25 protein-coding genes are annotated in these 26,059 nt (G+C 47.8%); 16 read left to right on the top strand and 9 right to left on the bottom strand.

What is annotated here, in order from left to right; translation table 11 throughout:
• Positions 1-26 precede the first annotated feature (26 nt).
• On the bottom strand, positions 27-245 hold the full coding sequence (locus GJU87_RS11575; protein WP_153639669.1) for a hypothetical protein: 219 nt from the start codon (positions 243-245) through the stop codon (positions 27-29).
• Between the two features lie 323 nt (positions 246-568).
• Here GJU87_RS11575 and GJU87_RS11570 point away from each other — a divergent pair, with 323 nt between their 5' ends.
• From GJU87_RS11570 to GJU87_RS11565, 3 genes are all read left to right on the top strand, one after another.
• Positions 569-1,150 carry a cytochrome b/b6 domain-containing protein gene (locus tag GJU87_RS11570; RefSeq protein ID WP_153639668.1) on the top strand — a complete coding sequence of 194 codons (582 nt, stop codon included), beginning with the start codon at positions 569-571 and terminating at the stop codon, positions 1,148-1,150.
• Between the two features lie 1,027 nt (positions 1,151-2,177).
• Entirely contained in the window at positions 2,178-2,300 is a 123-nt protein-coding gene (locus GJU87_RS21600) for a hypothetical protein (RefSeq protein WP_255454209.1), read from the top strand.
• A gap of 134 nt (positions 2,301-2,434) precedes the next feature.
• Complete coding sequence (locus tag GJU87_RS11565) at positions 2,435-2,890, top strand: hypothetical protein (RefSeq protein ID WP_153639667.1); 456 nt, start codon at positions 2,435-2,437, stop codon at positions 2,888-2,890.
• Positions 2,891-3,044: 154 nt separating this feature from the next.
• On the opposite strand, the gene GJU87_RS11560 is transcribed toward GJU87_RS11565, so the two are convergent.
• From GJU87_RS11560 to GJU87_RS11525, 8 genes are all read right to left on the bottom strand, one after another.
• Positions 3,045-3,785: an acyl-[acyl-carrier-protein] thioesterase gene (locus GJU87_RS11560; RefSeq protein WP_194831516.1), complete on the bottom strand. Its 741-nt coding sequence runs from the start codon at positions 3,783-3,785 to the stop codon at positions 3,045-3,047.
• A 707-nt stretch (positions 3,786-4,492) separates the two neighbouring features.
• Positions 4,493-6,502, bottom strand: a complete 2,010-nt coding sequence (locus tag GJU87_RS11555) for a beta-galactosidase trimerization domain-containing protein (RefSeq protein WP_153639665.1) — start codon at positions 6,500-6,502, stop codon at positions 4,493-4,495.
• Positions 6,503-7,040: 538 nt separating this feature from the next.
• Positions 7,041-10,076 (bottom strand): efflux RND transporter permease subunit, encoded by a 3,036-nt coding sequence (locus GJU87_RS11550; protein ID WP_153639664.1) that lies wholly within the window; start codon positions 10,074-10,076, stop codon positions 7,041-7,043.
• Positions 10,077-10,096: 20 nt separating this feature from the next.
• Positions 10,097-11,062 (bottom strand): efflux RND transporter periplasmic adaptor subunit, encoded by a 966-nt coding sequence (locus tag GJU87_RS11545; RefSeq protein ID WP_153639663.1) that lies wholly within the window; start codon positions 11,060-11,062, stop codon positions 10,097-10,099.
• 39 nt (positions 11,063-11,101) lie between these two features.
• The gene (locus GJU87_RS11540; RefSeq protein WP_194831515.1) at positions 11,102-12,346 is read right to left on the bottom strand and encodes a TolC family protein; all 1,245 of its coding nucleotides are present in this window, start codon (positions 12,344-12,346) and stop codon (positions 11,102-11,104) included.
• Between the two features lie 35 nt (positions 12,347-12,381).
• A complete protein-coding gene (locus tag GJU87_RS11535; protein ID WP_153639661.1) occupies positions 12,382-12,843 on the bottom strand; it encodes a PepSY-like domain-containing protein in 462 nt (153 codons plus the stop codon).
• A 66-nt stretch (positions 12,844-12,909) separates the two neighbouring features.
• Positions 12,910-14,157 carry a HAMP domain-containing sensor histidine kinase gene (locus tag GJU87_RS11530; protein ID WP_194831514.1) on the bottom strand — a complete coding sequence of 416 codons (1,248 nt, stop codon included), beginning with the start codon at positions 14,155-14,157 and terminating at the stop codon, positions 12,910-12,912.
• Between the two features lie 19 nt (positions 14,158-14,176).
• The gene (locus GJU87_RS11525) at positions 14,177-14,854 is read right to left on the bottom strand and encodes a response regulator transcription factor (RefSeq protein ID WP_153639659.1); all 678 of its coding nucleotides are present in this window, start codon (positions 14,852-14,854) and stop codon (positions 14,177-14,179) included.
• Positions 14,855-15,163: 309 nt separating this feature from the next.
• Here GJU87_RS11525 and GJU87_RS11520 point away from each other — a divergent pair, with 309 nt between their 5' ends.
• The 13 genes from GJU87_RS11520 (at position 15,164) to GJU87_RS11460 (ending at position 25,763) form a co-directional block, all read left to right on the top strand.
• Entirely contained in the window at positions 15,164-15,544 is a 381-nt protein-coding gene (locus tag GJU87_RS11520) for a hypothetical protein (RefSeq protein ID WP_153639658.1), read from the top strand.
• Between the two features lie 142 nt (positions 15,545-15,686).
• Positions 15,687-16,037 carry an NADH-quinone oxidoreductase subunit A gene (locus GJU87_RS11515; RefSeq protein ID WP_106543890.1) on the top strand — a complete coding sequence of 117 codons (351 nt, stop codon included), beginning with the start codon at positions 15,687-15,689 and terminating at the stop codon, positions 16,035-16,037.
• A complete protein-coding gene (locus GJU87_RS11510; protein WP_153639657.1) occupies positions 16,028-16,579 on the top strand; it encodes an NADH-quinone oxidoreductase subunit B in 552 nt (183 codons plus the stop codon). The genes GJU87_RS11515 and GJU87_RS11510 overlap by 10 nt, the downstream gene beginning before the upstream one ends.
• The gene (locus GJU87_RS11505) at positions 16,572-17,027 is read left to right on the top strand and encodes an NADH-quinone oxidoreductase subunit C (RefSeq protein WP_153639656.1); all 456 of its coding nucleotides are present in this window, start codon (positions 16,572-16,574) and stop codon (positions 17,025-17,027) included. Before GJU87_RS11510 ends, GJU87_RS11505 begins: the two co-directional genes overlap by 8 nt.
• A gap of 9 nt (positions 17,028-17,036) precedes the next feature.
• Positions 17,037-18,146: an NADH-quinone oxidoreductase subunit D gene (locus tag GJU87_RS11500; RefSeq protein ID WP_153639655.1), complete on the top strand. Its 1,110-nt coding sequence runs from the start codon at positions 17,037-17,039 to the stop codon at positions 18,144-18,146.
• Between the two features lie 15 nt (positions 18,147-18,161).
• Positions 18,162-19,247 (top strand): NADH-quinone oxidoreductase subunit NuoH, encoded by a 1,086-nt coding sequence (gene nuoH, locus GJU87_RS11495; RefSeq protein ID WP_153639654.1) that lies wholly within the window; start codon positions 18,162-18,164, stop codon positions 19,245-19,247.
• Positions 19,248-19,262: 15 nt separating this feature from the next.
• Positions 19,263-19,742 carry a 4Fe-4S binding protein gene (locus GJU87_RS11490; protein ID WP_153639653.1) on the top strand — a complete coding sequence of 160 codons (480 nt, stop codon included), beginning with the start codon at positions 19,263-19,265 and terminating at the stop codon, positions 19,740-19,742.
• Positions 19,739-20,251 (top strand): NADH-quinone oxidoreductase subunit J, encoded by a 513-nt coding sequence (locus tag GJU87_RS11485; RefSeq protein ID WP_153639652.1) that lies wholly within the window; start codon positions 19,739-19,741, stop codon positions 20,249-20,251. The genes GJU87_RS11490 and GJU87_RS11485 overlap by 4 nt, the downstream gene beginning before the upstream one ends.
• Positions 20,252-20,255: 4 nt before the next feature.
• A complete protein-coding gene (nuoK, locus tag GJU87_RS11480; protein WP_106543883.1) occupies positions 20,256-20,570 on the top strand; it encodes an NADH-quinone oxidoreductase subunit NuoK in 315 nt (104 codons plus the stop codon).
• A 3-nt stretch (positions 20,571-20,573) separates the two neighbouring features.
• Positions 20,574-22,508 carry an NADH-quinone oxidoreductase subunit L gene (gene nuoL / locus GJU87_RS11475; RefSeq protein ID WP_153639651.1) on the top strand — a complete coding sequence of 645 codons (1,935 nt, stop codon included), beginning with the start codon at positions 20,574-20,576 and terminating at the stop codon, positions 22,506-22,508.
• A 2-nt stretch (positions 22,509-22,510) separates the two neighbouring features.
• Entirely contained in the window at positions 22,511-24,007 is a 1,497-nt protein-coding gene (locus tag GJU87_RS11470; RefSeq protein WP_153639650.1) for a NuoM family protein, read from the top strand.
• 60 nt (positions 24,008-24,067) lie between these two features.
• The gene (locus tag GJU87_RS11465; RefSeq protein ID WP_153639649.1) at positions 24,068-25,480 is read left to right on the top strand and encodes an NADH-quinone oxidoreductase subunit N; all 1,413 of its coding nucleotides are present in this window, start codon (positions 24,068-24,070) and stop codon (positions 25,478-25,480) included.
• 10 nt (positions 25,481-25,490) lie between these two features.
• A complete protein-coding gene (locus tag GJU87_RS11460) occupies positions 25,491-25,763 on the top strand; it encodes a hypothetical protein (RefSeq protein ID WP_153639648.1) in 273 nt (90 codons plus the stop codon).
• Positions 25,764-26,059: the final 296 nt, after the last annotated feature.

Here is a 26,059-nt window from a genome sequence, read left to right as displayed (position 1 = left end):
TGAACAAAACACTGAATGTCAGAGTGCTATGGTTTCAGGATTATGTATTCGCCTTTTTCTCCAATAAATAAACCAGGCTTGTCGGTATCAAGAATAATGTCAACCGTTAGGTTATATTCTAAAAGCCATTCTGAAAAAAGAGGAAATTTTTCTTGAAATAGATTGAAAAGTGATTTTAGATCATTTTCACGTCTCCACTTATTAAATTCTTTAGGTTCTAAATTCCAAAGTTCGTCTGGTGTCATTGGTCTCAAGTATTGAGTATCATTAAAGATACAATTAACACAAAACATAAAATTAATAGAATCAGGCAAAAAGAGAAATCATAAGCATGATTTAAAAGATGATACGCATGAGATTTCAAAATGATAGGTAAGGAATGCTTAACAAGAAAATATTGAAAGCTAACAACAGAAACCGCGAAGCGTAACCCGAAACCTTCAGTCACTAGTGGGTATTCGGAGATTTTTCCTATTTTGTCAAACAGAGCATAAATCATGAGAGATATCCGCAACAAAAAGTGCCAGGCGGTCAACCCGGACGGGCTTTCTGTTGCCAAAGAAACACTATGGAAAAAACAACGTACTCAAAAATCTACCGGGTCATTCACTGGGCCATCGGTATTTCCTTTCTGCTGCTGCTAATCACCATCTTCTTACGTTCCACCTGGCTGAGCAATCGCCACATGGCCGGTATCATCGAGAACTATTTAAAAGGAGCGGGTGTAACGCTCACGCGACGGCAAATCTTTGGGTTGGCCCACCAAATACAGGAACCCATGTGGCAGTGGCACATCTACCTCGGCTACATCCTGACGGGGCTGTTCGCCATCCGTTTCACCCTTCCGCTGTTTGGTGAGATGAAGTTTCAGAATCCGCTGGGGAAAGGACTCCCGGCCAAAGAGAAACTGAAGAAGTGGACCTACATCGTATTTTATGTGTTGGTGGTGGCATCGTTAACCACCGGACTGCTCATGGAGTGGGGTCCCGGAAACTGGAGAAGGCCGCTGGAAGAAATTCATCAACTGTCCATCTACTACCTGCTGACATTTATTGTCATCCATTGGGCCGGTGTGTTCATCGCCGAGTTCACCGACGAAAAGGGAATTGTGTCCCGGATTGTTAGCGGCGTGAAGGGGGAGAAGGAGTAGAAAAGAGAAAGGGAGATGGGGAGAAGAGGAGAAAAGGCGAAAGCAAAAGGAAGCAAGGTTAAAGTGAAAAGTTGAGCGAAGCGAAATCCCGACCTTGCATCGGGGTAAAAAGGCAAAAGTAAAAAGAAGCTTGAAGTGAAAAGGTACTACGCGGCACATCATTCATCGGTGCCTTTGTGCACCTTGTGTTTTCCTTTGTGTCCCTCGTGGTTAATGTTTTCTACCACTAAGGACACTAAGTTTTACACAGAGGGCACAAGGAAATCCTTCATCGAAGCCGAACAACAGAAACAACAGGAACAATAGCAACCTCGCAGCCTAACCTGAAACTTTCCTAATTCCACGCAAAGGCCGCAAAGATTTTCGCAAAGAACGCAAAGAAGGTATTTTCATCGAAACCGAACAACAGAAACCTCGAAGCGCAACCTGAAACCTTCCACTCCAACAGATAGGTTTTTATTTCATGCTTATCGTTCCGAAAAATCATAAGCATGAAATTGGAAAAACATAAGCATGATTTTAAAAATGATGCGCATGAAATTCTAAAATCATAGGCATGAAATTATCGGGCGGTAAGAGTTTGATATTGAGCAGTTCCAAATCGAGTTTGATTTCCTGACAAACCACGTGTGGTTTTGATCAAAAGCAGGCGTGGTTTTCGAAAATGTAATTGTACAAGATGCAATAAGGATTTTGTTTGAGCACAACCCTGAAGGGGGTTGAACAGCAAGGTCGCAACTCCAGGCTAATTCAACTCCTCTCGGAGTTGGGGTTGTATCTGGTTGCTCTTCCCCCGGTTTCGCCGGGCGGTGAAGAACATTCTATCCCATTCGGGATATCTCCTGAAAGAACAGAACGATAGTAACGACAGAAACCCTTTCAACCCATCGCCCTTTTCCGATAGTTTAATCCTTCTTAACGCCATTTAACGAACAGACCGCTGAATCCCAGTGTTTATGGAGTGAAGTTTGCTACTATTAAGCATGACACTGATAATTCAGTGAACCTAAAAAAGGAGGACACAGCGATGATGAACAGAAGCTTATTCAAACCGCTACAACCTGCCTCTGACCACTTTCTAACGCATCCGGTTTTTCGTGTTTTCGAGCGTCTCTACTGGCACATCGATACGCCGCCGCCACGCGGCTAATCCTGTAACATGTCAACCTCATCCCGACAGGCTAATATGTTCCGTTTCCCCGGGCGGAAATCCGGGCATCGAAGAGAAACAGAAGACGTCGTTCGACAAATACCAGGAATGTCAAACTTAAAAACCGTGTAGTTATGATGCGATTCATGTTAGTCGCTGTCTTGCTGACAATCGGACTTGCCAGCTGCAACGGACAGGAGCGAAAGAAAACAGTAATGAAAGATCAGAATAAACCTCAGACCGATATCAAAGTGACAAAAAAGTACGATAAGAACGGTAATCTGGTCAAATACGATTCCCTTTATTCATCTTACTATTCCAACTTTCAGAACGATTCGATTATGCGCGACAGCGCAGTGACTCAGTTCAAGCGCTATTTCAACGGCAAGTATAAATTCTCGGAAGAGCCCTTCTTCAACGATCTGTTCTTCCAGGATTCACTGCTGAAGTACGATTTTTACCGGAAAGACTTTTTCTCCAAGCGGTTTGCCAACAACATGGACAAGATGGACAAACTGTTTGAGCAGATGGACTCACTGAAGAACCAATATTTCCTGGAACAGGCAAAACCACAAATCCCGAAGAAATAATTTCGCTTGAGGGATGACAGGCAGCCAATAGCAGATGGGGTGTGTGGCAGGACGGTAATCCATACTACTAAAGCCGGGCATCGACTCAGCGGTGCAACACACCCTGCTATTGGTTTGTTTTTTTATTGCTAATTGCCTTCCGGCGGAAGAGCAGTTAGTCTCTTTTCCGCCATTCCACTTCGGCTTTGAATAACGCTTTCGCGGAAGCGGTCTCGACGGCCTGTACCCAGGCATCGGTGCCGTTATGCTCGATTTGCATCTCCATCTCATCGCCCCAACGTACTTCCGATAGGAATTCAAGCGAGAAAGCGCTGAGAGCATTCTGCTCGTAATGCTCGCGATCGAAACAATCGGTCACCCAATCGAGGTAACGGGTGTTGTTCACGTGCATGTTCATGTCGATTTCGTCGTAACGAATCACTTTCCGGAACGCGGGCTCGGGATTTTCGAGTGAAATCCGGTCGGGCAGGGAACCTTCGAGCGCGAATTTTCCGGCATTATCGGGTATTTCCACACCCAGAGCGGCCATCCGTTGCGGGCGCATGGTCTTTGCATTCACCAGCAACCAACCCGATGCACCACGGACGATTTCATTGTCCTGCTCGTCGTACATACGGAAGTCGCGACGAAAGAAGAGTCGTTCAAGTCCCACGGGCCAGGTCTCGATGCGAATGGTTTCGCCCCACTTGGGCATGCGTTCAATCTCTATCCGTATGCGCGACAGGGCCCAGAACAATTCACGTTCCATGAGGGTGTCGTAACCGGCTCCCAGGCTCTCGGCATGGTTGCCGGCCGCTTCCTGGAAGTATTGCTGTAAAACGGAAGGTTTTAACTCCTGTTGAAAATCAAGATGATAGGAGGCTATCTTGAAGGATTCTTCCCAGACTTTTTTCATCGATAAACGTTTTGTTGGCGCCGCTGCCGGGTAATGGCACACGACGGAATGAAGAGGCAAAGATAAGAAAAGCGACGGAGGTTTCAGGTTCCAAGTTACAGGTTTCGGGGTTGCTGTTGTTGGAAAAAAGACATTAGACCTTAGACGATATGGAATGGTCTTTCGATTGTTCATTAATTTATATTTCTCATTGATTTCAAGGTTTTAGGTTGCACTTCGCGGTTTCTGTGGTTACTGTTGTTACTATTATTCGGCTTCGATGAAGGATTTCCTTGTGTTCTTTGTGTAAAACTTAGCGTCCTTAGTGGTAGAAAACCTTAACCGCGAGGGACACAAAGGAAAACACAACGTGCACAAAGGCACCGATGAATGATGTGCCGCTCAGTACCTTTTCACTTCAAGCTTCTTTTGGCCTCCGACTTTTTACTTTTGCCTTTTTTCTCCCTCTCGCTCACTCTCCTTTTCTCACCTTCTCAAATTCTAGGTCTCAGGTTGTGCTTCGGGGTTTCTGTAGCTAGAAGAGTTTTTAGTTTTTGAATTGAGATACCAGAGGAAAGACTTTAGACGGAAGACGGTCAAAGTTGTTCCGGGGCTGTAGGGCCACGATAAATTGTGGCCGCGCTGTGACCTTTTTCAGGTTCGGTTGCGCCGTTTTAGGTTACGCTTCGCTGCGTCCAATACTCAATGTATTAAAAGATAAATCCTTTTTAGCGAGCCCAATGTAGGACCATTGTTTCCTCCGGTTCGAGGAGAACATGAGAACGGTCGACCGGTTTGCCCGATTTGTCGTTGAAAAGAACATTCGGTTGGAACCCATCGGGAGCCTGAAGTGCCACCGTGGTTTCTTTACCCGATTTATTCACCAAAACCGTGATGTAATCATTGCCCGACCGCAGCGTTTTCATCAAAATGTTTTGCTGCTGTTCGGCAAAGCGGAAAGGCACGCTTACTGTTTTTATTTCATCGGTAACAAACGACGCCAATGCATGATCATCGTTCAGCCACGAGCCCATCCCGATAAGGGAAGGAACCCAAACCACTTCACCTTTACCGGTTGGTTTCCGGACGGCAATCACCTGGTCGCCGTACAGGCCAATGGTCTCGCCCGATGTTTGATGAATAGTCGATAACCAAAGATGAGCCGGCAGCGTAAGAGCAGGATTGGTTAGTTCTACATCAAAACGTTCGGCCGTGGTTTTTACCTCCTTCAGGCATCCGCCGAAAAGATTCTCCAACGGGAAGCCGGTCTTCATGATGTTGTGCATGTTCTCGTCGAAGAAACCAGTCAGGCCGCTCACGATGAGTTTCCCGCCACGTTCGACAAAGTTTGTCAGTCCGTCCCAATAACGCGAGGGCAGCGATATCTGATGAGCGAGGATGATCACTTTGCCCGAGTAATCGGGTTCGTTCCAGTTGTATTCGCCCATTTCAGAGAAGTCGCAGGTCAGGCCCGATTCGCTCAGAACCTGGTAATAGGCCAGTGCCGATTTCATTACTGCACCGGTTACCCGGCCTTCCACGCCTTCGGTAGGCGCACCCGGCAGCTGACTCTCTTTCTCCATCCACAATGATTCGTGGTTATACATCACCGTAATCCCTGAAGGAACCGGATGGGCAGCAGCAAAGAGATTGGCATGTTCAGTTACAGCCTTCTGCACGTTACCTGCGGCGATTAACCGGTCGGTGGGTTGGTTCTGAAAATCGATCATGGCCCATTCTCCTGCCTCTGCACCCGTTGCCCGGGGATTCAAACACCAGAAGATGATGCCCTGCGCACCGCTTCCGATGCTGGTCCACAACCATTGGTCAATCTCTTCGCCGGTAGGACAAAAGGGATGAAATCCGCTGTAAGTGTTGTTGCCTCCCTGCAGCTCGGTGACCCAGAAAGGAATGTTCCCGGCACCCGAACGGATGATATCACAATTGGCCGACATCGCCAACGCATATTGCTGACGGGTAAAATAACCGAAATGCCAGCTGGGATGTGCGGACGCGCCCAAAGTCGTGAGGAATTTCCGCCAGGCTGGGAAATCATATTCCGCCACATTGACGAATATCTGGTGATTATTGACATGCAACGGCCGTTTTGGGTCAATAGCTTGAATCTCTTTGGCAATCCAATCGAGAAACCAGGTGTTATAGTAGAGCAGAAAACGCTGGTCGTCGAACGTAACACGGGCATATCCTTTGCTTTTGTAGGCAGGTTCTGTTTGCTGAGCTTTCCATTCCGCAAACTTTTTCCGGGTGAACGCATTGTCGGCTGCTTGTCCGCCCACGCCCGGCTCATTGATGAGCACCCAGCCGTAAAGAGACGGAAATGATTTGAAATGCGTTACCATTTGCCGGATGTATTCCTGAATCTCCGCAAGATGTGTTTCACTTTCGGGAAACTTGACACCACCAACGGTATTGGTAGCGGGGAATAGTGTGGCATAAATCTTTACATGGTGTTTTTCGGCGGCCCGGAAAGCATCATCGTACAACGAGAAGTCCCAGGTTCCGTCCGGATGGTGCATGTGTGTCTCAAACATCCGGATGCGGCAGAAGTGCATGTCCTGATCTTCCAGAATACGGAACCAGGTATCTACTTCTTCAGGAGTCTGTCCCGGTTCGATGATCACCTGTGCCCCGATGGCCGGGAAAACATCGTTGGCAGCCTGTGAATTTCCAGTCATCATAAACGCCATTATCAGTGTGGGTAATAAGAATTGTTTCATGGTTTAGCGGTGTTTCGTTAGCAGGTGAAAGTTAGGGAAAAAAACAGGAGCGATGAAGGTCAAACACAACGCATCGATATGAGGTTTAGGTTTCATGTTCGATGAAGTTTCTGTTGTTCGACTTCGATAGACCGTTTTCGCAGCGGCGTAGAGGATTCCCGTCAGGGATAAATTATTCTTCACCGCCGGTGAAACCGGTGGAAAAGCAATTCAGGTTCAACCGCAACTCCGTTCAGGAGTTGAATTAGCTGCTTTCGTTCAACCCGCTTCGGGGTTGGTCGCAAAGGAGGTGTTCACAACCCCCAAATTAATTGGGGGTGAAGAATATTCATCCGGCACTGCCGGATAAAGCGCGATCTGAAACTAATTATAATACTCATCCCAACCTCTCTCTGACACAAAGAGTGGCTTTGATCGATGAGTGAATCGGATGGCCTTGAGCTAACAACAGAAACTATAGGAACAACAGAAACAACAGTAACAGGAAAGCCTAATCTGAAACTCTTCTAACCTGAAACCGCGAAGCACAACCTGAAACCTATTTCTCCTTATTCTTATGCGTTATACTCAGCAATCCCGGCAAAACAATCAGCAACAAAGGAAGGGCTACGATAAAGCCGCCAACAACGGCAATGGCCAGCGGTTGGTGCAGCTGTGCACCGGTACCGATTCCCAATGCCAAAGGAGCCAGGGCCGTGATGGCACAAAGAGCTGTCATGAGGTTGGGGCGCAGCCGGACACTGATGGCATGAGTAATGGATTCATGCACCTTACCGGTATCCTTAAAGGCGCGCTTGAACAGCATATAGGTGAAAATGGCATTCTCACCAATGATACCCACAATCATGATAAGGCCCGTATAACTTCCGACATTAAGCGGCGTATGCGTCAGGTAGAGTGCCAGGAAACCTCCGGATAACCCAAGCACCGAAATGAGCAGAATGATGAGTGGGGCCTTCAGTTCCCGGAACATGAACAGGATAACGCCGAATACCAGCATGCTGGCAATAATCAGAATCGTCAGCAACTCTTTGAATGATTGTTGCTGCTGAATGTAAGCGCCTCCATATTCAATGTTGTAACCATGGGGAATGACCAAATTGGATTGAATGGTTGCTTTGATGTCGCTCATGACACTACCCAGGTCGCGGCCGGCCAGACGGGCTGTCACACCGTACATGTTTTGCAGGTTTTCGCGCTCAATCTCCGATTCACCCGTGTGAAATTTAATATTAGCGACGCGTGAGAGCGGAATAAGCTGACCACCCGGCATAAATACCTTGAGATTCCTCAGCCGGGTCAGGTCAACATTGGTACTATCGTGGTCGATGATGCGGATGTTCGAGATATAGTTTCCGTTAAAGATATCACCGACTACGTTTCCCTCCACCGCAGCCTGCATTTGGTACTGGAGGTCATCGGCTGTGATGCCGTAGCGGGCCATGGCTATGTAATTGGGCACAATCGAAATGGATGGGCCGGCAATGACGATACCATCGAACACATCAGCCGTACCCTTCACCTTCGATACCAGCGTATCGACTCGTTGCGCGAGTGTCCGTAACTTTTGATCATCGCTTCCGAATATCTTAATGACAATAGGTTGAACAGAAGTAGTCAGGTCCCCCAGCATGTCCCCGATGACCTGTCCGTAATCGGTGGTCAGTCCGGGTACTTTGGCATCCACTTTTTGGCGGATATCATTGATCACTTCTTCCGTGGTTCTTTTCCGGTGGTCTTTCAGCTCGATCAGGTAATCGCCCCGGTTGGGCTCGGTAATGAAGAAGCCCATTTGTGCTCCGGTACGCCGGGAATAGGCTTTTACTTCCGGTACTGCCGTAATAATCTTGTCTACCTCCTGCAGCATTTTATTGGTCGCATCCAGTGAGGCGCCGGGCGGTGAATTATAGTCGAGCACGATACTTCCTTCATCCATTTGCGGAAGGAAACCGGTTTCCAGTCGCGGGTAAATCCAGACAATAGCGCCCAGCAGTAACACCACAATCAGCACGTTGATGTAAGCCCGGTGAGTGAAAAACTTTACCCAGGTTTGCTGTTTCAATACATGGGCTTCTTGTTGGGCCGCTTTCTTTTTGGGTTTACCCGAAAGCAGCAGATAAACCACGGGCAAGCCCAGCCACGTCACCAGGAACGAACAGATGAGTGTAATCATCATGGTGTTGGTCATGATGTGGAAGTAGGCACCCGCTACACCCGACATCAGGCCGAAAGGCATGAAAATAACGATGGTGCTGAGCGACGAGCCTACCATGGCCGGAAATAGGTACCGGATAGCTTTGCCGACCAGTTCGCGGGAATGAACGTCGGGATGTTCCTCGTGTGTTCGATGAATTTGTTCGATGACGACCACAGCATCATCGATGATGAGTCCCATGGCTGCCACCAGCGCTCCCAGCGTCATGATATTAAAGGTGTATCCCAGCGTATAGAGAACTGTTAGCGTAGCCCCCAGCGTAATGGGAATGACTATGAGGATGGTACTTCCGGCTTTCGCCGAACGCAGGAAAATGAGCGCTACAACAATCGCCAGTACCAGTCCAATCCAGAATGCATCCATCACACTCCGGATGGAGCTGTTGACGAAATCAGCCTGGACGTAATACGGTTTGATGGTCACATCTTTTGGAAGTGAATTCCGCAGTTGTGCCAATTTCTTCTGCACGGCATCGGTGGTCGAAATCAGGTTGGCGCCCGGTTGCTTCACAATATTCACCAGCACGCCTTCTCTTCCGTTGGCATTGACTTTAATATACTCGGTGGCCTTCTCAATCTTGATCTGGCCCAAATCTTTCAGGAGAATAACGCGGTTGCCGTCATTCTTCACCACCATGTTTTCCACGTCCGATTTATCGTGCATCGATGCGTCCGTCACACTGAGATACAGTCGCCGGTAGTCGGGGAGAAAGCCGTTGGAGCGGATGAAACCCGTAGCCTCGAAGCGACTCTTTAATGTTGCTAATGTGATACCGAGGCTGCTCATCTTCTGCCTATCGGGAATGAAGCGGTACTCCTTCTGTTTCCCGCCAAGGATTGCTACCGAAGCCACACCATCAGCCTGAGAGAGAAAAGGCTTCACCTGGTAGGTGGCCATGTATTTCAAATCGATGAGCGAACGGCTTTTGCTTTCCAGCGAGTAACCAATGACCGGCAGGATGGAAGGCGTCATTTTTTCCACCGTGATGCTGATATTACTCGGAAGCTGATCCCGAATCTGGTTGATGCGCGATTGTATTTGCAACTGACTTAAACTGACGTTCGAGTTCCAGTCCAGAAACGCTGATATCTCGCAACTGCCCCGGCTGGTGGTGCTGCGAATCATCTTCAGACCGGGGACCTGTTTAATGGCATTTTCCATTGGACGCGTCACCGTCACCATCATCCGGTTGGCGGGTTGCAGTCCGGCATCAGCAATCACCTTTACTTTTGGGAATGTAACTTCCGGGAAAAGGGAAACCTGAAGTTTGGAATAAAAATAGACACCTCCCAGCAGAACAACAGCCAGGAAAAAGGTGACCGGTTTTTTAAATGCAGTATAAAAGTCTTTGATGTTCATCGATAGAAAAAGTTTCGTGATTAGCGAATCACTTTTACATTCAGCGTGTCAGGGACACCGTAATTGCCGGTCGTCAGGATTTCATCAGATGGCTGGAACTGCGGGGCAAGGATCTCCACGCTATCAGCTGTCTGGATGCCGGTAGTTACCGGAACTTTCACGGCCGTTTCCTTTCCGTGCATCTTCATCACCCAGAAATGGTTTTCTGTTTCATTGGCCAAAACGGCGGCTTTCGGAAGAATTTGGGCACCCGCTTTCTCCTGTTGTACTAATGATACTTTGGCAATAAGACCTTCCGGAACGACGCCGGCATTTTCCACGCGGACAATTACCTGGCGGGTCTGCGCTGCCTGGTCGACTGACGGCAATGTTTCGGTGACCACTCCGGTAAGTTTTCGCCCGTCAGGTAGTTGCACGGGAAGCGATTCTCCGTGGCGAATAATAGACGGCCATTCCACCGGTACATTCAGAATGAAGACCATACTGTTCCGGTCGTTGATGGTTGCCAGCGGTTCCCCTTCCGGGACAAAGTCTCCGGTTTGGTGACTGATGGCTGCCACGTAACCCGATACGCTGGCGCGGATGGTCATCCTTCCCGACAAGCCGAGTTTCCGGTTCAGACTATCCAGGCTGTTGCCCAATGCTCTTGATTCTTTCGTTTCGATGACGAAAACCGGGTCACCTTTCCGGACCATTTGCCCCGGTTCGGCAAACGACTTCACGACGTATCCGGTGACCGGTGATTTCAGTACATGCTGTCGACGGAAGACGGCTGTAGCATTGAGTTGTACGGTTTGTTGGACGGTCCCTTGCCTGACATGGGTTACCTGAACCTCGGGCAGCGGAGCCGACGAGTCGGCCGTCGGAGCTGATTTCTTTTGACCGCATCCGCTGAAAGTCAAAGCGGCGAGCACAATGGCTCCGGCCATCAAATAGCGTTGAGTTAACAATGAAAAACGGATACTATTTCTTTTCATGAATGGCATACCTGACAAATTCGTTTGTATATCGTTTTTCCGGAACGGTTATTCCGTCCAGTAATTGATTTCGTTGATGATGAGCCACCGCTTTACCCGGATGAGGCTCTGTTCGTTCTTCAGATCGATGAAATTCTGAATGACCATGAAATACTGCGGAATGGAGACCGTGCCCTGTGACACCAGTTTGCGGTTGGCCCGGATAAGTTGGTTCACCATCTTGAGCTGATCATTCACATCGGTTTGCTGGCTTTCCATTTGGCCGAGCTGCCGGAACAGTTCATTGATTTGCTGATTGTATTGGTGTTGGAAATAACTGCGCTGCGCCGCCAAATCTTCCTGTTGCAGTATCAGTTGTTGCTGTTTCAACTCTTTTTGATGGCCATCATAGATGGGAATGGAGAGGCTCAGTCCGGCGCCGCCACCAAAGTTGGTTCCGGGTGTCTTCTCAAACGAGGACATGTAGCCGGCGTCGGCATGCAATTTCAGTTTGGGCTGATATTGCTGTTTGTTAATTTCCTGCTGATTTAACAACCGGAGACTGTCGAGTTGATACTGTTTCAGGAACGCGGTGGGAGACGTCATTTGCGAGCCTCCAGGAATCATTTGCGGCGCTGGAAGTGCTACAACACCTGAATCGGTGATGCCACACAAATTCCGCAATTGCGATAAGTCGTTCAGCAGTTGAGTACGGGCCTGTGTCACCAGTAAGGCCTGCTTTCGCACGTTGGTGAGGAAGGCGAGGTAATCGGTTTGCTGATATACATTGGCGCGGGTCAGTTCCAGTAGTACACTCGATTCGTTCTGTAATGTGTCCAGTACTTCGCGATTGTAGCGGTATTGCAACTGGTCTCCATAAGTGACCAGATACTGCCGGGTGACGTTTCGTTTGATCTGTTTTTGCGTTAGCTGCAGCGAATTGACAGCCTTCTGCCGGGTGAGGGAGGCTGCGTTCAACTGTGGTTTCATCTGGTTCTGAAACGGGATGGCCTGGTCGAAGTTGACCACCGAACCCAGCATTCCCTTGTTGGAAATGGCCACATCGTAGCCCCACTTTCCATTGGTGGGATAATAGCTGGCATCACCCTGAAAGCCAATTTGGAGACCAAACTGCGAGCGCACCAACGCACTGTCGATGCTTGCAGACTTCACCGCATTCTTCCCACTTTTTAGTGAAGGATTATTCGCGTAAGCAAAATTCAGGTAATCGTTCAGCGAAGGCTGTGCCTGCAGCATTCCGGTTCCGATACAAAACCATAAAATAAGTAAACTCCAAATTTTCAATTTCGTCATGTTTATTATCTGTTCATCCGGCACTGGCCGGTACATCAGTCAACATCTTCATCCTCATTTTTCAACAACTCTTTCTTCAGGAGTTGGCCATTGGGGGCGAAAAGCAGTTCCACCCGGGCCGCTTTGTTTTTTACCACCATTTCATAAGCGACAGCGTATTCCGGTGAGCATAGCTTTTCCGGCGATTGAATCACAAAATCGGCAAAACCTTCGGCTAATGCCTCCTGAACGGCTAACGGCAACTGCCCGGCTGTTATACTTTGTTCTGTTTCTTTCCAGTTTCCCTTTTCATCGAAGGTGGCTGAAGTTTTATGGCCCTGCCATTGAAATTCCGCTTCAAATTCAGTTTTATTTTCGTGCGACCAGCTGATTTGAGTTGCTTCGGGGAACATTTTTTCCAGGTTCGATTTGGCTGCCTTCGGTACCTGCACGCTGCAAGCCGATATTCCCGTAAGGAGAAGAAGAACAATGATGTAGAGTAATACGCTATTCTTCATTTGATTTTTTGTTTTGACTTCAATACGAAGGCAATGTTACCATCCAAATCTGAACAGAATCTGAAGTTAAAACAGAACAGTGAGGATATGGTTGTTGTCCGTGTAATTGTAAGTCACCGTCATGCCGGTTACTGCACCAATTTCTTTCACGATGGCTAAGCCTAAACCTGTGTTCCCCGTTTCGCTTCCGGTCTGAAACCGGTCAAACATTTTCTCAGCGGGTAGCGACGGTTCTTTGCCGCTGTTACTGATTTGTAATTCATGTTCTTCTAACCGAATCTGAATACTGCCGCCGTCGATGTTGTGCCGAACAGCGTTGCCCATGAGGTTGGACAAGAGGATATGTGCTAAATCGGGATCTATGTTCCAGACCGGATTAGCGTTGTATGTTTTCTCAACCGTCAGTTGCTTTGAAGCAACGAAATCTTCCAGTTGTTCGAGGAGTTCGTCGAGGGTTGCACTCAGGTTTAAAGTCTGCATTTGGTCGAACTGCCGGTTTTCAATCCGCGTTAGTGTTACCATGCTCCGGTTGGTTTGCGACAAACGGCGTGCATTCCGGTAGGCCGATTGTACCAGCTTTGACTGTTCGGGAGACAGGTCTTTCGATTGCAACAACATTTCGAGCTTGGATAAGATGATGGCCAGCGGTGTTTGAATTTCGTGCGAGGCGTTCTCGGTAAATGTCTTCAACGCCTGGTAATCCGAGCGCACTTTGTTGGTTAGCTCGGTGATGGCATTTTCCAGTTCCCGGAATTCCAGTATATCGGTGCCGGAAGATTGCGGCTGTTTACTTCCCGAAAGGCGGAACTGCTTCAAATGTCCCAGTGTGTGGTAAAAGGGGGCCCACAACCGCTTCGACATGAAATAGTTCATGAGCAACAGCGCCGTTAAGAGCAGCAGTAAAACGAGGCCAATGGAGCTACTAATGGCGATGACCATGTCGCGGTTTTCGACCAGGAGACTGCGTACGGTAATTTCGTAAGAAATATTGTTGATGGTTGTGCGGGATGTTAGTTGCCGGTACGATTCTTTGTCTCCTTCGATGGGATCGGGGAGCCGAACGGTTTGAATCCTCACCGACTCCTTCATTATAGGGGACTCTAAGCGATGAATAATCAAAAGAGGAGGAGCGTCGCTAACGGCGACTCCTTGTTTCAGTTTTAGCTCAATACTCATTTGCATCGCCGTCAGGTTTTCGTCTACCTCTTCGTTTTCAATCCCGTTAATCATACGGAAAAGGGCAAATCCGGCCAGCACGAAAAAGAGGGTCGTCAGCAGCAGTTGATATCCGATGGTTTTGCGCAACAGTTTCATTGAAAAGATTTTTGTCGTTCTATTCGTCACTCCATTTGTAGCCCATGCCGTACACCGTCCGGATGTAATCGTTGGCTCCGGCATCGGTCAGTTTGCGACGAAGATTTTTGATGTGTGTATAGATGAAGTCGAAATTGCCGGCCATTTCCATGTAATCGCCCCACAAATGTTCAGCAATGGCCTCTTTGGTCATCACGCGGTTCTGGTTGGTGACGAAGTACTGTAACAAAGCGAATTCTTTCCGGGTCAATTCCGGCTGTTGGTTGTTAATGCGGACTGTTCCCGATTCAGGGTCGATATTGATTTCGTTGTAACGGATTTCGGTTTTTCCACCAAATAACCGACGTCGACCTAATGCTTTTACCCGGGCATTCACTTCAGCCAGATGAAACGGTTTGGTCAGGTAATCATCGGCACCCAAATCAAGGCCCTTGAGTTTGTCGTCCAGCGAATCGCGTGCTGAAATGATCAGTACGCCGGGCGGTGGTTCGTGCTCCCTCATTTGGTGCAACAATTGCAAACCGTTTCCGTCAGGCAAGTTTATATCGAGTAAAACGATGTCGTAATGGAAGGCTGCCAGCTTATCTTCTGCGGTAAAGTAGTCATAAGCCGATTCACAGATGTTTCCTTCGGCTGCCAGGTAGGCAACCAAATCGTCAGCCAATGATTGCTCATCTTCCACTATTAGTATTTTCATTATCGAAACCTTATTATGTGCCTTCGAGGTAAAAGTAGGCAGAATAAGCTTCAAAAGGTGAAAACTATTCGGTTAAAAATTTTCTTGAGAGTTGAAAGGGAATATGATATTTAATAGGTCGAATGATATAATTATTAAGGTATGTGGATGTGTTTGTGGAGTGTAATGGTAATATAATCAGTGAGATGGAATTGGGTTGTAAGACGGGGAATGCTGTGGATCAATACTTAGAATGGTTAAAAATAACTAAATCAGGGTGTAGTGGCTTTCAATTTGTGTTAAACTTGCAGCTGAGTTATTGATTGAGAAGTGAGGAAAGCGATTAAAAATATCATTGCCATTTTATTACTACTGGTACCAATTGCAGTAGGATATGCTCATTTTACCAACGAGGTACACGAGCTGTCGGCAAGAAAGCGCGTGGCCGAATTCAGGAGTCCTGAAATGTCCAGTAGTTCCACTTCTCATGGTTTCTTTACAGAAGAGCCGGATCCTGCTGCTCTGACTTGTGTTGACGAGAACAAGCAGGAATTGGAAGTTCAACTCCTTAAAAATTTTGTGGTGCTGAAACGTGATTTGAATACGGAACTGGAATCGGTTACCTGCTCGTTCTCTGATCATGCGATGCACACTATCCCACTCAATGAAACGGATGACTTTATCTATTTCATTGAATCCCTTCTTTTATAAGTCACTTATGCTCTGATCCGGCTGTTCGGATCAGCATTCTTCACCGGATATCTTTTTCCCGGGGGAGAACAATCTGATGGAATTTCCAACCCGGTATTCCGATTTCAGTGATTAATCAATTATCAATAAAAATTTATATAACATGGGCAGTGTATCTATTCTACTGTTAATGTTCTGTGGTTTCGCTTTTGCCGCGCTGGCAATTGGATTGGGCAACAAGCTTTCGCTCAAACGATATAATCCCGAAAAGGGTGAGGCGTACGAATGCGGCATGGAAACGCAGGGCACAACATGGGTTCAGTTTCATGTGGGCTACTATTTATTTGCCCTCGTGTTTCTTTTGTTCGATGTGGAGATAGCTTTTCTCTATCCCTGGGCTGTTGTGTTCAAGGAAATTGGCATGGTAGCTTTTATCGAGATTGTATTTTTTGTGTTGGTGTTATTCCTGGGCCTGTTATATGCCCATAAAAAGAAAGCCCTGTCATGGATGTAAATAAAAATCCCGAACCGTTTCCCGGCGAGATTTACGAAGATGAGTCGGGGAATACCAACTTTCTGGTTTCGAATATCGATAAGCTGAGTAACTGGGCACGAAGCAACTCGCTTTGGCCGCTCACCTTCGGAACCAGCTGTTGTGCCATCGAAATGATGTCGGCGGCATCGGCTAAGTACGACTGGTCGCGGTTTGGCTTCGAGGTAGCGCGTGCTACTCCCCGCCAGGCCGACCTGATTATCGTAGCCGGGACCATTACCAAAAAGATGGCGCCGGTACTGAAACGTCTGTACAACCAGATGCCGGAACCGAAATATGTAATTGCCATGGGCGCCTGCACCATTACCGGCGGGCCTTTCTTCTACAACTCTTACACGGTTGTGAAAGGTGTGGATAATATCATCCCTGTGGATGTATACATTCCGGGTTGTCCTCCGCGTCCTGAAGCGCTGCTGGAAGGCATGATGAAGTTGCAGGAGAAAATCCGGCACTCGAGAGCGTATGTGATTGATAAACCGAAAAAGAAGGAAAACGATGACTAAAGATGAACTGAAAAGTTACCTGGAGAAAACCTTCCCGGGAATGACGCAGGAAGAGAACATCGATTTTCCTGTGCTTTGGGTGGAAAAGGATGAGATTTTCGAAGTGGCTAAAAAGCTGAAAGAAGATGAAGCCACGAAATTCGATTTCCTTTTCGATGAAACAGCCATCGACTGGCAAACACATTTTGAAATGGTCTACCACATGACTTCCACCACTTACCGCCACGATTTGGAAATCAAGGTGAAGCTGGAAGATCGTGACCATGCTGAGTTGCCGTCGGTGGAGCCGCTGTGGAAAGCAGCCGAAATGTACGAGAACGAAATATGGGACTTGTTCGGCATTCGTTTCACGGGGCATCCGCATTTGCGACGCATTTTCATGAGTAACGAATGGAAAGGTTATCCGCTTCGGAAGGATTACCAGGACGACGATGTTATATCCCTGTAATTGACTGTTATGGAAACAAAAGATATCAAACGCGACGAATTTGTCATCAACGTTGGTCCGCAGCACCCTTCCACGCACGGAGTATTACGCCTGGAACTGTGGCTCGACGGTGAGGACATCATCGATTCGAAGCCTCACCTCGGGTATATCCACCGCGGCATCGAGAAAATGTCGGAGGCATTGGGCTACAAACAGTTTATCTACCTCACCAGCCGGATGGATTACCTTTCGGCGCATATGAATAACCAGGCCTGTTCGCTGGCTATCGAGAAAGGCTTGCAGGTTGAAGCACCACCACGAGCGCAGGTTATCCGCGTATTGATGGCTGAGTTGAGCCGTTTGGCATCGCACCAGTTGTGGTGGGGAGCACTGGGACTTGACCTGGGTGCTGTTTCACCTTTCTTCTATGCTTTCCGCGAACGCGAAATGATTCTGGAAATCTTTGAAGAAACCTGTGGTTCACGCCTGACGATGAATTACATCACGCCAGGGGGTGTGATAAATGACCTGCACCCCGATTTCGTGAAAAAGGTGAAAAAGCTGATTGAACAGTTGAAAGGTAACCTGCACGAATACTACCAGTTACTTACCGGTAACGTGATTTTACAGGCTCGTACCCGTGGCGTTGGAAAACTGACTGCTGAAGATGCTATTTCTTTGGGGTGTACCGGACCCGTCGCCCGCGCTTCCGGCGTGAAGTGTGATGTTCGCAAGTTGCATCCTTATGATGGCTATGATAAGGTTGAATTCGAGGAAGTTCTGAACGATAAGGGCGACAACTTTGCCCGTTACTGGCTCCGTATAGAGGAGATGAAGCAGTCGATTCACATCATCGAGCAACTCATCGACAACATCCCGGAAGGAAGTTACCGCGAGAAGCTGAAAGGGATAGTGAAATTACCTGCCGGCGAATATTACCAACGGGTGGAAACAGCTCGTGGCGAGCTGGGCGTTTACATCGTGAGCGACGGCAAGAAAGAGCCGTATCGTGTCAGGTTCCGGACACCCAACTTCTCTAACCTGAATGCCTTGCGGCCGATGTTAAAGGGCGCCAAAATCGGTGACATGGTTTCGATGATGGCAACGCTTGATTTAATTATTCCAGATATCGACAGATAAGATAATACGATACAAATGCAATTATCCATATCATTATTAGAAATAACCCGGGCCATTGACAGTTGGCTGAACAGCATTTTCCACCCGCACGTGGCGTTTGGAATCGAGCTGGTGCTGGCCGGAGTCGCCGTGATTCTGCTGGTAGTAGCGATGGCCGTTCTGATGGTTTACGCCGAGCGTAAACTGGCCGGGTTCATGCAGATGAGGCTTGGCCCGATGCGCGTCGGAAAGTACGGATCGCTGCAGGCCATTGCCGATGTGATGAAGCTTTTATTGAAAGAGTGTTTAGTTCCGACGAATTCCGATAAGATGATGTTCAAACTGGCACCGTTCGTCGTGACCATTGTGAGCTTCATGACCATAGTGCCTATCGCTTTTGCCAGGGGCATTCAGCTTTGGGACATCAACATCGGGGTATTTTATATTACCGCGGTCAGTTCCCTTTCGGTGATTGGGATTTTGATGGCCGGCTGGTCGAGCAACAATAAATATTCGTTGCTGGGCGCCATGCGAAGCGGAGCGCAGATTGTGAGCTACGAACTATCGGGCGGTCTTGCACTAATTGTTGTCGTGATGATGAGCGGAACGCTGAGTATTTCCGGAATCGTGCAGGCACAAGCCGACGGTTGGTGGATCATTAAAGGCCATATTCCGGTGATTATCGCCTTCGTCACCTTTGTGATAACCAGTACAGCTGAGTTGAACCGTGCACCTTTCGACCTCGCAGAAGCAGAATCGGAGTTGACAGCCGGTTACCACACCGAATATTCGGGTATGCAGTTCGCCATGTTTTTCCTTTCGGAATATACCAACATGTTCGTGTTGTCGATGGTAGCAGCTACTGTTTTCCTCGGAGGCTGGATGCCGTTCCACCTTGCCGGACTCGAAGGATTCAACCATTTCATGGATTATATTCCCGGAATTGTCTGGTTCTTCGGCAAGACATTCTTCATCCTGTTCCTGATCGTTTGGTTCCGCTGGACTTTCCCGCGACTGCGTATCGACCAGCTTTTGAAACTGGAGTGGAAATACCTGCTTCCCGTAAGTATAATCAATGTTCTGTTTGCGGCATTCATTGCCCTGATGGGATGGTATCTGTAAATGAAGGAGGGTAAGATGAATAGCATATATCAATATTTCAGAGCAATCTGGTACGGGTTTTCTTCTCTCTGGAAAGGGATGATGCTCACCGGGCACTACCTGGTGCATCCGAAGAAGATCCTGACGGAACAATATCCGGAAAACCGCGACACCTTGTACATTCCTGAACGATTCCAGGGCGAAGTGGTTCTTCCGCACGACGAGAATAATGAGCACTTGTGTACCGGCTGTACCATTTGTGAGATGAACTGTCCCAACGGTTCCATCAAAATCATTACACAGCAGGTGGAAACGCCGGAGGGCAAAAAGAAAAAGGAATTGGACAAGTGGGTCTATCACCTGGGACTTTGCACGTTTTGTGGTCAATGCATCGATGCATGCCCGCAGGATGCGATTAAAATGTCCAACGCCTTCGAACATTCGGTTTACGACCGGAAAGTACTTACCAAGGTGCTCAATCAACCTGGTTCAAAACTAAAAAGCGCAAAGAAATGAGTGCATCAACCATCATATTTTATATCGTTTCGGCTCTTGTGCTTGTTTTTGGTGCGATGAGCGTTTTTACCCGGAAGATATTCCGCGCGGCGATATACCTGCTCTTTTCCCTGATTGGGATTGCCGGAATTTATATTCTGATGAACATGGATTTCATCGCGGCACTGCAGGTGTTAATCTACGTAGGCGGGATTATCGTCCTGATTATCTTTTCGATTTTCCTGACACATCAGGCTGGAGACAAATTACCCAAGCCCCTTTTCAAACGAATTGTGGCGGGAGCCAGCATGGCTGCTTTCGGTCTGATTGTCGTGTTGGGAGTCTTTTACAAGACTGCATTCAAGGTAACTACGGAGGCCGGAATCGATCATTCAGCCCGAAGCATCGGACGGCAAATGCTCGATTACCATCACCATGGATATGTTTACCCGTTTGAGATTGTCAGCTTCTTGCTGCTGGCGGCACTGGTGGGATGTATTGTGATTGCAGTGAACATTCAAAAGAAATAAAGTTATGGAACAAGTACCATTAGCCCATTTGCTGATTCTCAGTTCGGCCCTGTTTTTCCTGGGGATTTACGGATTTTTCACCCGGCGTAACATGATTACCATGCTCATGTCGGTGGAATTGATTCTGAACAGCGTGAACATCAATTTTATCGCGTTTAACAAGTACCTGTTTCCGAATCAGCTGGAAGGAATATTTTTCACCCTCTTTATCATCGCGGTAGCTGCGGCCGAGGTTTCGCTGGCGATTGCCATTATCATCAACCTGTTCCGCAAGTTTAATACCGTCGATGTAGAGGAAGTTGACACCATGAAATTCTAAGCTATGACTTTAGATAATATTGTACTACTCATACCGTTATTGCCGCTGCTAAGCTTCCTGTTGCTGGGGCTGGCCGGAAAGCATATTTCGGTCCGCTTCTCGGGAGTGATTGGCTCGGTGATTTTAGGAGCTTCGCTGGTTCTCGCGCTGGTTACTGCTTACGATTACTTTTTCGCTATCGGAAAGCAGGGAGGAGAATTCATCCCGTACCTGACGGCACAACTGAACTGGTTACCGTTTAACTCGGATTTATCCATTAATCTGGGACTGGTTCTCGATCCCATTTCTGTGATGATGTTGCTGGTCGTTACGTTTGTTTCGACGATGGTACACATTTACAGTTTGGGATACATGAAAGGTGAGGAGCGGTATACTACTTACTATGCTTACCTCGGACTGTTCACCTTCTCCATGCTGGGACTGGTGCTTTCGACCAACATTTTCCAGATGTACATCTTCTGGGAGCTGGTAGGCGTATCATCGTATCTGCTCATTGGTTTCTACTTCAGTCGCCCGTCGGCTGTGGCTGCTGCTAAGAAGGCGTTTATCGTTACCCGCTTCGCCGATTTGGGATTCCTGATTGGTATCCTGATGCTGGGCTATGGCGCACACAGCTACGATTTCTTTACACTGATTGACCGGCTTTCACATCCGGGTTCATCCTACTTGGTTGCCATGACCGGAGCGTCATTCCTGGGCATGAGCACGCTGACCTGGGCCCTGATTCTGGTCTTCATCGGCGGTGCCGGTAAATCGGCGATGTTTCCGTTCCACATCTGGTTACCCGATGCCATGGAAGGTCCGACACCGATTTCGGCTTTGATCCACGCCGCAACGATGGTAGTGGCCGGTGTCTACCTGGTAGCCCGTTTGTTCCCGATATTTGCGGTGGGGGCACCCGATGCTTTGACCGTTGTCGGTTATGTGGGCGCATTTACTGCACTGTTTGCAGCTACGATTGCCTGTACACAAACCGATATCAAGAAGGTGCTGGCTTATTCGACCATTTCCCAGATTGGCTTTATGCTGTTTGCGTTGGGAGTAGCCGGATGGGGACCCGGTAAAACAGAAGGCTTTACTGCCGGTATGTTTCACCTCTTCACCCATGCTTCCTTTAAAGCACTGCTATTCCTGGGAGCTGGTTCCATTATTCATGCCGTTCACAGTAACGAGATGAAAGACATGGGCGGCCTGCGGAAGTCGATGCCTATCACGCATATTACCTTCTTGCTGGCAGCTCTGGCCATTTCCGGAATTCCTCCTTTTGCAGGATTCTTTAGTAAGGAAGCCATTTTTAGCGCAGCAGAACAAAGTAATCCAATCATTTATTGGGTTGGATTGATTGCCGGTACGTTAACTGCTTTCTACATCTTCCGCTTGTACTTCATGATTTTCTGGCACAAAACACCCGATGCTCATGCGCATAATCATGAGAAAGGTGAGTGGGCTATGATGATCCCGATGATGTTACTGGCTGTTGGAGCTGTATTTGGCGGATTTATTCCTTTCGGTGATTTTGTTAGCGCCACTGGAAAACCTTTGGCACTACCTATTGAACTGAGTCATATCATTCTCCCGGTAGGATTAGGTGTCCTGAGTATTGTGGCTGCAGCTATTCTCTACCGGAAAGAATCGGACGTGCCGCAACGGATTGTCAACGCGCTGGGAGGTTTTTACCGCGCTGCTTACCGGAAATTTTATATCGACGAAATATACTTGTTCATCACCAAAAAGATTGTCTTCAAACTGATGGGAAGGCCGTCAGCCTGGTTCGACCGCAATGTGGTTGACGGCACGGTTCAAAAAACCGGTAGCCTGACGATCGCTTTGTCTAACACTATCAAGCGTGTTCAATCGGGAAAACTGCAGGCTTACACTATGTATTTCTTTGGTGGCGTACTGCTTCTGGTGGTGTTGTTACTCTATAAATTCGCATAACGATGAATATTCTGTCTCTACTGATACTCATACCGCTTTTGACCGTCGTAGGTATTCTGCTCGTCAAAAGCGATCAACTCGTCCGGAAAATTACGCTGGCAGGAAGTGCGCTTCAGGTGATTTTTGCCAGTTGGCTGACGGCACAATATGTTTCGTTACGCCATGCCGGAGCAACAGCACAAATGCTGTTCGAATCATCACGTGCCTGGTTTCGGCCGTTAGGCATCAACTATCACATTGGTGTGGATGGCATATCGCTGGTGATGATTTTACTGACTGCGGTCGTTGTTTTGGCCGGTGTGTTGGTTTCCTGGAAAATAGAGAAGCAGGTGAAAGAGTTTTTCTTCATGCTGTTGCTATTGAGTGTTGGAGCATATGGCTTCTTTATTTCGCTCAACCTGTTTTCCATGTTCTTCTTCCTCGAACTGGCGGTGATTCCTAAATATCTCCTTATCGGGATTTGGGGAACCGGAAAGAAAGAGAACAACGCCATGAAACTGGCTTTGATGCTGATGACCGGTTCGGCTTTGGTCTTCCTGGGAATTGTTGGACTTTACTTTGCCTCTGGCTGGTTTGGCGGCGAGCATACCTGGGATATCATGAAGCTGTCGCACATGCATCTGCCCATGAATGTTCAGGTAATTCTCTATTTCCTCACCTTCATCGGGTTTGGGGTGTTCACCGGTATGTTCCCGTTTCACACGTGGGCACCCGATGGTCACTCTTCCGCGCCGACAGCAGCCTCGATGTTCCTGGCCGGTATTTCCATGAAATTGGGTGGGTATGGTCTGCTTCGCGTAGCTACTTACCTGATGCCTGATGCGGCCCGTGAATATTCCTGGATTTTCATCATCCTGGCCACCATCGCTATCTTCTATGGCGCTTTGGCCACATTGATGCAAAAGGATTTGAAATATATGAACGCATACTCATCGGTAAGCCACGTTGGTTTCGTGGTACTGGGGGTTGCGATGATTACGAAGGTGGCTTTCGCCGGAGCAGTGTTGCAGATGGTATCCCACGGGATCATGACAGCCCTCTTCTTTGCTGCTATCGGAATGATATACGACCGGGCACACACCCGAATGAGCAATGAGCTCGGCGGTGTACTGAAGCAGATGCCTTTCATCGGGACTGTTTTCATCATTGCCGGTTTAACATCGCTTGGTTTGCCTGGATTCAGTGGTTTCGTTTCCGAGATGACAGTATTTGTCGGTTCGTGGGTACACACCGGTATTTTCTACCGGGTTGCTACCATTCTGGCAGCTGCTTCCATTGTGATTACGGCCGTGTATATCCTCCGGGCAACCGGGTTCGCCATCTGGGGAACCATTACCAGAAAGGAATACGCTTTATTGAAAGATGCCAGCTGGAACGAACGCTGGGCCGCAGTACTTCTCATCGTGGGAATTGTGTTGATTGGTTTGGCCCCGTTCCTTTTCATGCATCTCATTAATGCCGATGTTCAGGAAATTTTTAACCATCTGCATGCAGGATAAGAGTGGACTTCGGAAAAAGGATAGAAAATTTCAATGTTAACAACGGAATACAATTGAAAGATGATTAACGAATCAATTATAATCATGCGTTTCGAGTGGCTAATCTCCCTGATGATTGTGGTGCTGTTCATCCTCAATCTCATGGGAGTGGACAAAAAGCCCGAACGCTTCATGAACATCGTCAATGTGATGCTCATCATCAACTTTGTGGCCGGATTTATTCCCATCAAAGATGGTTACCTGTTTCAGGGATTTTACCACACCACAGCGTTGATTGTGCTGGAAAAGAATATCCTGAACCTGGGACTGTTGCTGATTGCCTTTTCGGCTAAACAGTGGATTATCGAATCGAAACGGCCGGCAGAGTTTTTTATGCTCATGTTCTCCAGTGTGCTGGGAATGTATGTGATGCTTTCCAGCGGGCACATCCTGGTCTTGTACCTGGGACTGGAACTTTCATCACTGCCGCTGGCTGCATTGGCAGCATTTAACACCGACAGCCGTAAATCTTCGGAAGCAGGTGTCAAATACATTCTGTCATCAGCCTTCTCTACCGGAATTACCCTTTTCGGGATTTCACTGCTGTATGGCGCGGTTGGCAACCTCGGTTTCGATGCCATCATTCAGCACATCCATGAAGATGCATTAACCCTGACAGCTTTCGTATTCATCCTGGCAGGATTCTCCTTCAAGATGTCCATCGTTCCGTTCCACATGTGGACAGCCGATGTATTCGAAGGTGCCCCGACGCCGGTCACCAATTATCTGGCCGTTGTGTCGAAAGGTTCGGTTATCTTCATTTTCATCACGGTACTTTACACCGTTTTTGGAAAACTGGAAAATGCGTGGCTGTTGGCTATCAGTGTGCTTTCGGTGATGAGTATGACGGTCGGAAATATCTTCGCTTTGCGGCAGCAGAACCTCAAACGGTTCCTGGCTTTTTCGTCTATTGCACAGGTGGGGTTTGTACTGGTTGGTATTGCCGGTGCGTCCAATATGGGAACCGACTCGGTGGTTTACTTCCTGGTCATTTACCTGCTGAGCAATATCGCGCTCTTTAGCATTGTTGAAGCCATCTCAGACGAAACAGGTAAAATAACGATCAGTGATTATAAGGGATTGTACAAATCGAACCCATTTTATGCTATCATTTTTACGGTGGCATTATTTTCTCTGGCCGGTGTTCCACCGACAGCCGGATTCTTCGGTAAGCTGTTCCTGCTGACTTCCGGAATGGGGTCGGGCATGTACGTCCTGCTGGGCTTTGCCACCGTTAACCTGGTATTGTCACTGTACACTTATTTGCGTGTGGTAAAAGCGATGTTCATCGATAAGGAAGAAGAACGTATGCCTGTCGTCAAGAAGAGTCTGCTAACCAATTTTGTGCTGGCAGTTTGTCTGATTGGTATTATCATACTTGGTTTCGCCGGTGTATTCTATCAATACATCGACAGCATCAGTTCACAACTTTAAATGTCAGGTTATGGCGATTAATAAATATCATCAGGTTGGTGAAATCGATAACGTTCGATGTTCCATTGTAGAGCAGTCGATCGATTCGAAACGTGCTGAATTTTTGAAATCGGTGTTAACGCTCAACGGCTATGAAGTAGTGGTTGCTCAGAAGAGCGATGATGCTTTCGATGTGGGGGTTACCGATCTTTTATTCAATATTCAGATGGCGATTTATGGTCGTTATCTGAAAACAAAGGAAGGGAAAGTTATCACTCCTGAAGAATGGAAGCGGATGGCTTAAAAGCTTTCTGAGTTGCATTTACTCAGGGTAGAAGCACAGGAGGTTGTCCAAAAAGTAGCATCGCCAAATTTAAAACTTACAAATTGAACCGTACTTTCCGTTTCTGATGGTCGCTTTCAATTTGATGGTTTTGAAAATGTTTGATGTTTTTTTGGGCAGCCTCTTTTAGTTTTTACCGGGAAGTAAACGGCCCATGGACTTTTGATCATGGCTTCGCCGGGAAGTAAATGGCTCGTGGACTTCTGCCCATGGCTTCGCCGGGAAGTAAATGGCTCATGGACTTTTGCCCATGGCTT

It is taken from the genome of Prolixibacter sp. NT017 (genome assembly GCF_009617875.1).
Taxonomy (GTDB): Bacteria; Bacteroidota; Bacteroidia; order Bacteroidales; family Prolixibacteraceae; genus Prolixibacter.
Note: the sequence above shows the minus strand (reverse complement) of the source record. Positions and strands in the feature narration are given on the sequence as shown.